Consider the following 13262-nt stretch of genomic DNA (forward strand, 5'->3'; position numbering starts at 1 on the left):
AGCAAAAAGGGGACAGATTTATTTAATTAACAAAGGACTCGGAAAATTAAATAAATCCGGCTTCTTTTTGCTTTTGTCTGACACCTATTTTCTGATCTTCTGATTTTCTTTATGCAACAGTAACCTTATCGCCATTAACCGACTCAAATACCGCCCCCACCACTCCTGCTGCCTCAAATCGACGTTTCACATCTTCGCTCACTACAATCGCACCCAAATATTTTTTAATCCTAAAAATATGAAAAGCACCCACTTTTGACTCATCTATGGCCAAATTATAAAACGCGCGGTATTGACCTGCCATGTCTGGGCGCACAGAATCATTAACTGAAAACTTTGTAAACCTTGAAGACTCTTCATCTACACAATCTATTTGTGTTTCAATGATCATTAGAAAATAATTTTGCGAAACGTGTCCCCCTTCGATATCAACGGGCTCGAAGACCACATTTTGATAAGGTTGATCGACTTCAGACAAACCTATGAGTGAATTTCGAGCTCTCTCACTCAGAACAGGAACACTCGCGTAGCCCGCTAGAGAATAATCAATTTCAACGCCGTCGAACCTGACATCGAGCGTATATCTGCCAGGCTCCATGAAATTAAGGGGTGGATTACTAAAGTTCCAATTATCCACATGCCTCACATCGCCGAGCACCCACTTTTCGAAAATAGAAAGATCCTGACGCAGCAAATAATATTTCATATCAATCCCTAGTCAGCCACTTATTAACTTCACTACCCACTATAGGAAATAGATAGGGGTCAGACCACTATTCTTAAACTTTTAACACACACTTTTTCGGGCGTCCTGACACACTCAGTGAAACTCTTTTACCTAATATCTGCGCAATCTCTGACGCAAACTTCTGATCGCCCAAAACATAAGTGCCGTTTGTAGAAGATCGAATTTTTTCTATCAACTCAGGTGAAAGCCGACCCAGGAATGTTGACCGGTAAGCTTCGGCTCGTTGCGCGACGCCGCTACCTAAGTCGCTATAAACTGCATGCAGGCTTATAAAGCCTGATAGCTCGCCCTGTGCGTTTGTCCTATAGCTGGTCCAACGGTAGTCGCCCGGACGAGCAACCATACCCGCTCTGACCAGGTTCATTTCGATATATCGATAGCAAGCTAAAACATAGTTTTCTTGTTGAACCAAACAGGAGCGGAAACGGCCTTCCCACAACGTGCCCGTACGTTGATATGTTCGATTGACATATTGAACGTAGCGCTGCCCCAGCCCCTTCATAAGTAGGCCAGCCCCCGCGCAGCAGGTTGGAGTCAACAACAAGTGAACATGGTTTGTCATCAGGCACAATGCGTGAACTTTACAGCCATACAACTCAGCAAGCACGGCTAATGTATCAATGTAAAGAACATAGCCTTTATCTGAATAAAAACACGCAGACCGGTTGTTCCCCCGTTGAATAATATGCAACGGGATATCCGGCAGTAAAACCCTAGGACGGCGAGCCATATAAACCCCTAACTGGATAAGAGCTTACAGCTTAGCCGCCCTTCAACAGGCCAACAGAGTGGAATAATTACAAAAAATAAATCATGTTTTTAAAGAGCAACTCTGCTGAACTCTAAAAAATAAAACCGTGGTCTGACCCCTATTCCCCTTCAAACTTGCCGTTTAATTATCAAGGATAAACAAAGTCTATACTAATTTTAACTTCAACTAAATCCAAGGTCACCTCACAGCCACTCCACGCTGGCAGCCCTCCTGTAAGTTTATTCTCAACATACCAACTACGCAGCTCTGTTAAAAGAGCTAAAATATCTGTATTGGCTCGCCCGCCTGCCGTGAACAAGGCAACGTTACCTTGTTTATCAATGTAGTCATACTCATACTCACAGCTATCTAGCTCTTGGGATAGCTGTGCACGCATTATAATTTTACATGCTCCATCGGGAGCAATCTGAAATAAAATGCTCCCAATGTCATTGTAGATATCATCATCACTACGCATCAATTTCCACCCGGTGAGTTTTTAAATAAAATCTCTTTTGGACGAGCACCGCCTATTGAATACTCCACATTAAAGCTATCTGGCCGAACACTTTTACCAGAATACACAGGCTCAATTTTCACGCTAACCTGTTTGCCCTCCTTAAGTGCGGACGCCCATGTATTCTCCATAGTTTTCCAAGTACCTTTATTCAAGTTTCCATTCATGGGAAGGAGGTTCAATCTCTCCCCAGGTCCGTTGAATATGCTAGCAATCAAGTGCCCACCCTCGTCCCCAGAATCCCTCAGGGTCAGACCACTATTTCCTCTATTTATTTTTTTTAGCTATCATCAGTGCTCTATCAATCATATCGGAGGTAATGTAAGGCACAAATCCGAGCCTGTCGCCCTTCCCAAAGCTCTGTTTATATTCATCCAGACGTACCGTATCACCAGCCAGTGCTAGAGCCGCCAAATGGCGAACTGGCATTGCACCTTTAGCATCTGTTGGTAGCACTCTATAAGCGCTCAACCCCTCGTCAATACTCTGAGAGCGAGCCCAAGACAACGCCTTCTCAGACAGCCTAATAACATCATCGCCAGAAAAACTAGACAATTTTTCCGGAGCTTCATTACTAACTATGATCGGAGCATTACTACCGCCATCACCCATTATAAAAGAAGCGGCCTCCGAGAATTCCTTTGAGGAGATGGAGGGCATAAGCGAAACCCGGAAATGGTCCGAGCGCTTACCAACAGATGGGATGACCTGAAGCTGAGCCTCTCCGACGTCAGTGACGCAAAAATAATCACCAACTTCATCTTTGCTACAAGTCCATCCCCGTTCCTTCAAGATTGAAACCACATCTTTTTCTTTCATTACTTAGCACCAGGGAACTTCATAATTTCAATAGGAATGCCATTAGGATACCCTTGCTCCTTTAACGGCACACCCGGTTTCAGGCCAAAGCTTTCAGCCACTTTACCCCTAGGAATCGAACTCCCATCTTTAATTTGAGGGAAAATTTCGGACTGACGAATACTTAGGTCCGCACTCCCTGTCTTAACCTCAATGATTCTAAGGGTTCCATCTGGAGCTTCGGCCACAATGTCCGGTCTGCAACGACCTGTACCACAAGAACTGCCAAACGATATTTCTTTCTCACTGACTCTAAAGCCTTGAGATGAAAGTTGATCCTTGATGTCATCCACCATATTTAGGTGGTGATCATAGTGATCTCTAATAGTAACCTTAGGAGTTCCTGCCTCTTTTTCACTACCTTTCGCAAGCCTACCCAACGCCATAGCTGCAGCAAATCGTAGAACATCTTCCTTGGAGGCGCCATTGTCCACGAGATTCAAAACGCCAGCTACATCCACCGGCGCTAAAACCGAGTCGACCACACCACTCTTAAGGGCAAGCTCATTGATTTTTTCGTCGCTTAACCCCTGTCTTCTCCACTCCGCAATTTGCCCACTGTTTTTTATTGCGTCCACATAGGGATTGCTGATCATACCCAGCGGAGTCCAATCGATTCCGGACAGGGAATAAATATCGCCATAGCCTGCAGAGTCGGTACTCAGTTGTCCTTTCTTAACGCCCTCCATCATGGCGATGGAATAGTCCGTGACCAGGACACCGAATTCTTCCTGACTCAATTTGCCAGCTTTATAGAGCTCTACAAGTGTTTCGCCAGCCTGTTTCTCCTGCTGTCGATATTCATTGCGAATACCGCGCTCACACTCACCGTTGCCAGCACACCCTGTAAACCGCTTCTGCAACTCATCAATGCTTCCGATTCCGGCAGCTTTAAGTTTTTCATAAAGTGCCAGACTCTTTTCATCCAACCGATCGACACCGTAGGTGTTCGACAGCAGGTTGTTCTGAACAGCATTAGTCCCCGCCTGCCCCCCCGTGACCGCACCGTTCAGGTCACCACCAGCAATCCCACCCGCCAGCCCTGCGGCCAAACCAGACAACGCTGAAACCGTCTCTCTCTGCTCCTGCGTAAGATCCGCCGTTGCCGTGCCTGGGTAGAGTTGGTGGGCAATCAGTTCGCCCGTCGCAGCCCCGGCACCGCCCGCCAACGCTGAGTTGCCCTGGGCCTGCGCGATCACCGCACCCAATACGGCGTGAGCCATGGTGTTGAGTGCCGTGTTATCTCCGGTAGTTTTCTTGATGACTTGCGCCAGGTACGGTGCTGATGCGCCCGCAATGGCTGAACCGATATCGCCCCCAACCAGCCCTTGCAATGCCGCCGTTACGGCCTGGGCTACACGCGGGTAGTCACCCCCCACGCCGTAGTCAGCCATGACTTTTTTGTACGCATTGCTGTCCTGGATCTGTTTGTCCGTCGGCTTATCAATGCCTTGTTTAGCCAGCTCTTCGCGAGCGGCCTTGCTGGCGTTGAGGTCACCTTGCGTGCGGACAATATCAACCGCTTGAGTACCAATATCCGCAATCAACTGCACCTGCCGCAGGCGCTTCTGCTCTTTTTCCTTATCAAAGATCGGGCTGATGCTGCCGTTGGCGTGTTCAACATCGTAGCTCAGCGTTGCAACGTCCTGCTGCTGTTTAGCAGGGTCGCGGATGTCGAGGGTACCGTTGGAAATGGCCGATGAGGTGGTGCCGCTGTCACTGTCGCCATGATTGAACGCGATCAAGCTGCCGGAGGGCAGGTTGCTGATGAAGGCGTTCGCTCCGCTTGCGCCACTGCTGACGCTGGCGCTCTGCAACTGGCTTGTGTAGTCGGCTTTATTCTTTAAAACGCTCCAGCCGAGGGTGCCGGTGCTCAGGCGGTTTTTGTCCGCTGTTGCGGTGCTGCCGATCACGCTGCCATCGAGTTGTGTGTGGTTGCCTACGTCAATCTGGTAGCCGCCCTTACCGCCGAACAGGCCGGTTTGCTCCTGCACACTCTGGTATTTGGAGTCGATCTTGCTTTTACTGATGCTCAGGTTTGCACTGCCACCGGTGCCGATGATGGCGAAGCTGACGCCGCCACTCACATCCGTCTGCTTGGACTTGTAGTTATCGGTGTCTTGCAGACTTTGCAGCGTAAGGTCGCGCCCCACGGTAGCGGTAATTTTGTCTGCGCTGACCTGCGCGCCCTTCAGGGCGGTGTCTCGGCCGCTGATCAGACTCACCTGTTTACCCGCATCCAGGGTTGTTTCCGTCCAGGTGGTGCCAGTGCCCTTCTCGTTACCGGTGCCTTTGTTGGCATTGGCGAAAATGCTCAGGCCGCCGCCTTCGGAACCCACGCCTAGGCTGATACCTACCGCACCACCACTGCTGCTATTTTTGCCATCAAGTTTTTGGTTATTCGCCGCAGCTTCCAGGCGAATATCGCGCTCCGCCGCCAGCCGCATCTCATTACCGGCCTGAAGCTTGCTGCCTTGAACATGGATATCACCTGCGGCCCCAGGCGTACCGTTACCGTCCGCCACGATGGTGAGGTTGTTGCCGGCCGTCAGGCTGCTGCCCTGGTTGAGTGTCTGCTCCTGGGTCTGTTTGGAATCGGATTTCTGCGAACCCAGGGAGATGCTGATCCCCACAAATTGCGAAGCGTTAGCGCCGGTCATGCCGCCATTCTGCTGCGCCGCTTGCCACGCTTGCACGCCAGTCAAACCCGCCTTCACACCCTGCAGCGCCGAGAGGCGGCCGTCGTCCTCGTTCTTGGCTTGCTTGGCGGTCTTATAAGCAGAGTCCACCGCACTGCCCACGGTGCCGGACAACGCCAGGGTCAAACCACTGGTTTTACTTTTGGAGGTCTGTTCGCTGCGGTTGTTGTTCTCGGAAGCCAGGATGCTGACATTTTGCCCAACCAGGCTGATGTCCTTACCAGCAACCACGTCAGAGCCGCGAATGGTCAGGTCTTTGCCAGCCTGAATATCCACACTGCCCAGCACACTGCCGATGTTGCTGGCCCGGGTGGTTTCGGTGCTGCTGGTGAAGGTGTTCTGGTTGCTGCTTGAACCCAACGTCACGCCGATGCCGCCGCTGCTCATCAAGCCCGATTTTTTGGTCGAGGACGAATGGCTTTGTTCAAAGGTTTCCGTTGCCCCATCAATCACCACATTGCGCCCGGCAACCAGGCTGGTGGCGTTGGTGGAAACCACGTCGCTGGCGGTAGTGCCGATGTCACGGCCAGCACGCACGACCACGGTATCAGCGCTGATGGAAGAGCCCTGCTGGCTGATCTGGTTACTGCTGTCGATGCGCGTTTTCTGGCTGCTGGACAGCAACCCTTTGCTGGTTTTGGTTTTGCGGTAATAGCTGTAGTCGCTGTCTTGCGCGGCGTTCAGCGCCAGGTCATTGCCTGCGTACAGGTAGGCTTCCTTGCCGGCACTCGCACGGCTGGCGCTGACCACCAGGTCGTTGCCGGCACTCAGGGAGAGGTTCTCACCGGCCACCAACGAGGTGCCCACTTGCTGAACGTGGTCTTCCTGACTGGTGACCTTCTTGGAATTAAACGCCGAATGCTGTTCATTCGCCGCCGACGCCAGGTTCACATTGCTCTTGGCCGCCAGCGCCAGATCACGCGTGGCATTCAACTGGCTGCCGATGGCGCTGATGTCCCGCGCAGCCACCACCTGGAAGTCGCGCCCGGCTTCGATCACGGTGCCATATTGGGTGGCCGAGTTACTGCGCATCAGGGTGCTGACGGCATTGGCGTTGCGTTGTTCGGCGGTGGCCAGGTTCACATCGCGCCCGGATTGAACGCCCAGGTCGGCGCCGCTTTTGAAGGCGCCGCCGGTGCTGTTGACGTCGCGCCCGGCTTGCAGGGTGAGGGTGTTGGCGGCTTCGATGCGGGCGGCGTTGTCGACGAAGTCGGTGCGCTCGGTGCGGTAGCCGCTGCTGCTCTGGTGGCTGGTGACGGTGCGTTCGTTGAGCACATCGCCATTCACTGCGCGCACGCTGACGTCACGCCCGGCGATGATGCCGCCGGCGCGGTTGGTGAGGGTGTTGCCGGCGAGCAGGTCGAGGCGGTTGCCCGCTTGCACGAGGCCGCTGTTGACCATGTTGCGCCCGGCGCTGGCGGCGAGGTTGTTGGTGGCGCGCAGGGTGCCGACGTTGTTGAGGTCGGTGCCGCTGACCAGGTTCAGGTCGCTGCCGGTGATGAGTGCGCCGTTGGGCGCCAGGCGGTTGTTGGCCTGGGCCAGGTAGAGCACGGGCACCAGCACTTGTTGGCCGGTGACGGTGGCGTTTTCCATCCACACGATGTCGTGGGTCAGGGCCGCGACTTGCTCGGCGGTGAGGCTCACGCCTACGGCCAGGTTTAGCGCCTGTTTGGTGCCGATGGCGTTGTCCATCAGGTACTTGAACATTGCTGTGTCGCTGGTCTGGCCATCGATGAAGCGCTGGCCGGTACGGGCGATCACGGCTTGCTGGATCAGGCGCTGTTCATACAGGCCGTCACCCAGGCGCTTTTGTGCCTGGTCCGGGTCGTAGCCCAGTTTGGACAGCATGTAATCGGAGCTTAAGAACTGGCTGAGGTTGGTCAGCAGCGGGTTGGTTTCGATCAGGTATTTCTGTGGGTTGGAGACGAACTGGCTGTCTGGCAGGCCTTGCACGCGGTTGATCACTACGCCGTTGGCCGAGGTGCCGCTGCCGGGCACGACCGGGCCGGTGACCGGCGTGCGGTCGACGCTGCCGCCGCCCAAGGTCCAGCCTTGCGGGCCGGTGCTGGCCGGTGCGCTGGCGCTTTGGCCACTGAGGCGGAACAAACCGCCCTGGCCGGTTGGCAAGGTGAAGCCGGGCAGGCTCAGCGGGTTGATCTGCTGTTGGGCCAGGTCCGGCGGCAGTTGCTGGTTGAGGGTGACGCGGGTGGAATAACCGGCTGCGCCACTGGCACCGGTGGCGTCGGTGGTGGTTTTGGCGCCCGCACCGATGTAGCTATAGCCCAGGCGTACCACGCTGTTGTCGATACCGGCTTGGGCCTTGACGTCTACTGCGCCGCCCGCCTGAATCACGGCGGCGTAACGTTGGTCATCGCTGGCGATTTTGGTGACTTTGCCGAATTGGGTGCGCTCGCTCTCCATCATGCCGACGAAGCTGGCCACGGTGGCTTCCAGGCCGCCAAGGTCATTGGGGTTGTAGCCGGCGCTTTGGTACCAGTATTTGTTGGTGAGTGCGGCGGCGGCGCTGAACCAGGCGCCAGGGTGTTTGGTGCGCGTGGAAGTGAACAGACGATAGGTTTCGGTCTCGCCGGTTTCGATGCCGGTGTTGACCAGGTTGTTCAGGCGCGCGGTGAAGTTACCGCCGGCCGCGATCGAGCTGCTGCTGTTGAGCAGGTCGCCGCCGGCCAGGGTCATGTTGCCGCCGGCGGTGATGCTCGAACCGGCACTGGCGGCGGTCACTTCCAGTTTGTCGCGGGTCACCAACTCCCACACGTAGTTACGTGGCGTGCCGCCGGCTTTGCAGTCACCGGCGTTAACGTACTTGATGCACGTGCCTTCGGTGGCCGAGGCGGTGTAGACACCCGCATCGTTGACGTCGAGTACCGCCCGCTCGTTTTTGATCGAGTTGGCGGACAAGCTGAGGTTGCCGTCACTCTGAATCGTGGATGAGCTGTTGAGGATGCTGCTGGCCAGGCCGCCCTTGCCGTCACGGTCGACGCTGAGGTTGCCCAGGCTGTAGACGTCGGCGTAACTGTTGGTCAGCGCGTCGACACGCAGGCTCATGTCACCGCCGCTGAAAATCAGGCCGTGGTCATTGAGCAAGGCACCGGTGGTGGCGACCAGTCTTTGGCCGCTGCCCAGGGTCGCGTAGTTGTTGAGTGTGCCGGCGTTGACCACCAGGTCGGTGGCGGCGGTGAGGCGCCCACGGTTGTTGAGTGTGCCGGCGATGTTGGCTGTAGTAACGCCACCGCCGGCAATGCTGGCCGTGTCGCTCAGGCTGGCTTGTGCGGCGCTGAGGTTGAGGTTGCCCAGGCTGCTGATGCGCCCGGTACTGTTGAGGGCGCCGCTCAAGGTCAGGTCGAGCGCACCGTCGCTGGCGATCAGGCCGTGGGTGGTCCAGTTGGCACCATTGCCGACAAAACGCCGCGCGCCGAGCAGTTGGCCGGTGGCGGTCTGGTCAAGGGTGTCGACATTGACGGTGAGTTGCCCGGCCTGGATCACGCTGCTGTTGGTCCAGTTGCCCTGAGTGATGGTCAGGTCGCCACGGGTGACCAGGCTGCCGCCCACGTCGTTGAGGTTGGCCGGGGCAATCCCGAAATTGCCGGTGCCCACGTGCAGCACGTTGCCGCCCAGGTTCTGAAAGCTGCCGGCGTTGAGGGTCAGGTCGTTGTTGGCGGTTTCCACCACGCCATTGCGGTTGTCGAACAGGCCGCCGATGGCAAATTCGGTGGTGCCCGCCGTGCCCAGCGCACGCAGGCGCCCGGTCTGGTTATCGAGGCTGGCCGCACGCACCTTCAGGCTGCTTTCGCTTTCGATGATGCCCAGGCGGTTGTTGAGTGCGCCACTCAGGTCCAGGTCGATCTGTTGGCCGGCGATCTGGCCGTCGTTGTCGCCGCTGTTATCGAAGTCATGCCCGACCACGCGCATCAGGCCTTTGGCATACAGCCCGCCGTTGCGGTTGTCGAAGTTGCCGGTGGTGACCAGTGCGTTGCCGCCCTGCGCCGCGATGCGCCCGCCGTAGTTGTCCACGCTGCCGGCTTGCAGGTTGAGGCTTTGCCCCTGCATCACGCCGCCCTGGCGGTTGTTGTTGAGGTCGTAACCGTTGCGCAGCACGCCGACCACTTGGGTTTGCAGTGCGGCTTTGAGGCTGGCGAGGGTGCCGCCACGGTTGTCGAGGCTGGCGGTGTTGACGCTGAGGTCACCGGCCTGGGCGATCAGTTTGCCGCTCTGGTTATCCAGCGTGTCGGCCACGTTGGCGGTCATGCCGCCCTGGCTTTGCACGGTGCCTTTGCCATTGTCCAAACGGTTGGCCGTGAGGCTGAGGTCGGCGTTCTGGCTGTAGATCAAGCCGTCGTTGCCGTTCTGCACCAGGCCGCTGGCAATGAGGCTCAAGCGGTCGTTGGCAGCCAGGGTGCCACGGTTGCGGTTATCCAGGCCGCCGGTCAGCAGGGTCATCAGGCCTTGGCTGGCAATCTGGCCGCCCTGGTTGTTGATCTGCGCCGCGCGGCTGATCAGCAGCGGGCCGCCGCTGGCAAGTTTGCCGTTGGTGTTGGTCAGCGTCGCGAGCAGGTCGAGGGTGGTGGCGGTGCCGCCACTGATGCTGCCGGCGCTGTTGTCCAGGTTTTGCGTAGTCAGGCTCAGGGCCGCGCCGCTGTCGATCACGCCGCCCTGGGCGTTGTTCAGCAAGCCGCCGACGGTCAGCGTCTGCCCGGCCGCGCTGGAGAGTACGCCTTTGTTGCTGTTGTCCAGTTCGCCGGCATTAACGGTCAGCGCTTTCTGGCTCACCAGTGCCCCGCCCGCGCTGTTGAGCAGGTTGGCGGTCAGCGTGGCGTTAAGGTCGCCGTATCGGCTGGACAAGGTGCCGCCGTTGCGGTTGTCGAGGTTCACGCCGCTGACGGTGAGGCCCTGCCAGCCGGACATCAGGCCATTCTGGTTGATCAGGTTTTCGGCATTGAGCACCAGCAGGTTATTGCTGATCAGCTTGCCGTTGCTGTTGTTCAACGTACGGCCGTTGAGGTTCAGGGTTTGCGCGCTGGAGAGTTCGCCGCCCTGGTTATTGAGGTCACGCAGGTGGTTTATAGAGAGGTTGCCGGCGGTGGTGATCAGGCCACCCGCGTTGTTCAGGTCGCCGGTGGCGGTGCCGAAGTCCAGGGCAATCGCACTGCCCAGCAGCGAGCCGTTCTGGTTGTCCAGCGCGGCGCTGTTGAGCGTCAGCGTATTGCTGGCGTTGAGCAGGCCCTGGTCGCGGTTGGTCAGGCGGCCAGCCACGTTGAGCAGCGTGTCGCCACGGCTGGTGAGGGTGCCGCCGCTGTTGTCGAGGTCGGTGGCGTGGGCGTCAACCGAGGCGGCAGCGATCATGCCTTTGACGTTGGCCAGGGCCTGGCCGATGCGCAGGGTCAGTGCGGCGTTGCTCAGCAGTTTGCCGCTGCTGTTATCGAGGTTGTCGGCGGTGAGTGTGAACGCCTGGCTGCTGGAGATTTCGCCGCCCTGGTTATGCACGTTCTTGAGGTTGTTGAGCATCAACAGCGGCGCGTTGATCAGGCCGTTCTGGTTGTTGAACTCGCCCCGGTTGAGGTCCAGGGTCAGGGCCTCTGCGCTGGTAATCTGGCCGCCTTGCTGGTTGTTCAGGTCGGCGGTGCCCAGGGACAGGGCCTGGCGCGCGCTCAAGGTGCCGTTCTGGCTGTTGTCGACGCTGGCGGCATTGAGGATCAGGCCACCGTCGGTAACCAGGCGCCCGCCTCGGTTATCCACTGCGCCGAGTGCGCTGAGCGTCAGCGGGCCGGCGCTGGACAGCGTACCGGCATTGTTGGCCAGGGTGCGCGCCGAAACGCTCAGCAGCCCTTCGCTGCTGATCAGGCCCTGGTTGCGATTGAGCAACTGATCGACATTCAGGGCTGCACCGCCACCGGCCACGACCAGCCCGCCGTCGCTGTTATCCAGTTGCGTAGCCGTCACCACCACGCCCGAACGGCTGGACAGCTCGCCGTTGCGGTTGTCGAGGTTGACGAGATTGGCCTGCACACCGCCGATACCCGCGACCAAGCCTTTCTGGCGGTTGTCGAGGCTATTACCGGCCACGTTGACGACGCCTTGGCTGGTGACCAGGCCGCCCTGGTTGTTGAGGCTGCCGACGTTGAGGCTCAAGGCCTTGCCCGCAGTGATCAGGCCCGCGACGTTGTCGAGGGTGGCGACCGTCAGTGCTGCCGTGTCGCGGCTTGAGACTTCACCGCCCTGGTTGTGCAATTCACCGACCACTGCCGTCAGCGGCCCGTCGCTGGTAACCAGCCCACCTTGGGTGTTCTGCAGGCGATCTGCGGTGATGGCCAAGCCATTATTGCTGAGGATGCGACCTTTGTTCTGGTTGTCGACTGCGGCGGCGGTTATTTGGGTGCGCTGTTTGGCACCCAATGTGCCGCCCTGGTTATTCAGGGCTTGGGCCTCCACGCTCAACGTGCGGCTGGCGATGACACTGGCGCCGGTGTTGTTCACGGCCTTGCCGCGCAGGCTCACGTCGCCCGTGGCGTTGCGAGTGTTGTCGGCGTTGACCCCGGCTTCGATGATGTCACCGTTGGTCAAGGTGCCACCGGCGGACAGCGCAATACGGTCACGGGCGGCCAGGCTTTGGCGGTTAGTGAGGTCGCCCTGGGTGTTCACGTTAAGGGCTGTACCGGCATACACCGGCCCTTTGGCGTTAAGGCTTGCGGCGTTGACGTTGACCGCGCCGCTGGCGGCAGCTTGCGCCATGCTCAAGTGCCCATTGGCGTCGAGCTGGATGTCGCCGCCACTGGCCGCCAACGTGCCGTCGAGCTTCACACCCACACCGGCTTCGGTGCCCACCAGTTTGATTGCGCCGGCGTACATGCCGCCCAGGGCGCTGGAGTCGATGGCCAGCTCGGGTTTGGCGCTGCCATCGTCGGCCCGCGCAGTGGCTTTGAGGCTTTTGGCGTCGACGTCGTTGCGCCCGGCGACCACAGCCAGTTCACGGGCGTTGATCTGCGCATTGATCTTGGCCGAGCGGGTGATGATTTCGAAGCGGTCGACGTTGCTGGCGTTCAGGCCTTCGCCGTCGATGGTCACGGCGCCGCCGTCAACCTGGTAGCGCTGCAACTGGCCGCTCGCGTCGAGCACCGGTTTACCGGTGGTCAGGGTCACGTTGGGCGTGTTGATAAACCCGCAACCGCTGCAGGTGATGCCGTAAGGGTTGGCGACGATAACTTTGGCCGACTGCCCCGCCACTTCGGTGTAACCGCGCAACTGGCTCGGGCTGCCGCCGTTGACTTCGTTGAGGATGACGCTCGCCGCGCCGCCCTTGAGGTTGGGGTTGCCGACGATGTAGCCGCCCAGTTGGGTGTTCTGCACCGCGCCGGTGGCGTTGTTGAGGATCACGCCGTTGGGGCCGACGTTGTAGTCCTTGAACTGGTTGTGGGACAAGCCACTGCCATTAGGGGTGGCGATGTTCACCACCGGCACGCCATTGCCTGCCTGGCCGACGCTGGTAGCCGGGTTGCTCACCACGATGCCTTCGGCCTGGGCCAGCAACGGCTGCCAGAACAGCGCGTTGGCCAGGATCAGCACCAGGCCGCGCTTGGGCAGGCCCAAGAACGCGTCGCGGCGCTTCAAGGCAGCAGAAGGTTGGCGGGCCAGAAAGGCAAAGTGGCGAACATCCATGGTCAAATTCTCGTTGCAGCT

Annotated in this window: 6 protein-coding genes; all 6 read right to left on the bottom strand. The window is 58.0% G+C overall.

The features are described 5' to 3' along the window. Nucleotides 1-109: 109 nt before the first annotated feature. The 6 genes from QF043_RS27820 to QF043_RS27845 all read right to left on the bottom strand — a co-directional run bounded on the left by QF043_RS27820 (nt 110) and on the right by QF043_RS27845 (nt 13241). The gene (locus QF043_RS27820; RefSeq protein WP_307420939.1) at nt 110-706 is read right to left on the bottom strand and encodes an imm11 family protein; all 597 of its coding nucleotides are present in this window, start codon (nt 704-706) and stop codon (nt 110-112) included. Nucleotides 707-779: 73 nt separating this feature from the next. Further along, nucleotides 780-1478, bottom strand: a complete 699-nt coding sequence (locus QF043_RS27825; RefSeq protein WP_307420940.1) for a transposase — start codon at nt 1476-1478, stop codon at nt 780-782. A 169-nt stretch (nt 1479-1647) separates the two neighbouring features. Beyond that, a complete protein-coding gene (locus QF043_RS27830; RefSeq protein WP_307420941.1) occupies nt 1648-1977 on the bottom strand; it encodes a hypothetical protein in 330 nt (109 codons plus the stop codon). Further along, complete coding sequence (locus tag QF043_RS27835) at nt 1977-2291, bottom strand: DNA/RNA non-specific endonuclease (RefSeq protein ID WP_307421538.1); 315 nt, start codon at nt 2289-2291, stop codon at nt 1977-1979. The genes QF043_RS27830 and QF043_RS27835 overlap by 1 nt, the downstream gene beginning before the upstream one ends. After that, on the bottom strand, nt 2284-2835 hold the full coding sequence (locus QF043_RS27840) for a hypothetical protein (protein ID WP_307420943.1): 552 nt from the start codon (nt 2833-2835) through the stop codon (nt 2284-2286). Before QF043_RS27840 ends, QF043_RS27835 begins: the two co-directional genes overlap by 8 nt. Beyond that, the gene (locus QF043_RS27845; protein WP_307420944.1) at nt 2835-13241 is read right to left on the bottom strand and encodes a hemagglutinin repeat-containing protein; all 10407 of its coding nucleotides are present in this window, start codon (nt 13239-13241) and stop codon (nt 2835-2837) included. Before QF043_RS27845 ends, QF043_RS27840 begins: the two co-directional genes overlap by 1 nt. Nucleotides 13242-13262: the final 21 nt, after the last annotated feature.

Source organism: Pseudomonas sp. W3I7 (genome assembly GCF_030816095.1).
In the GTDB taxonomy this organism is placed as follows: Bacteria; Pseudomonadota; Gammaproteobacteria; order Pseudomonadales; family Pseudomonadaceae; genus Aquipseudomonas; species Aquipseudomonas salomonii.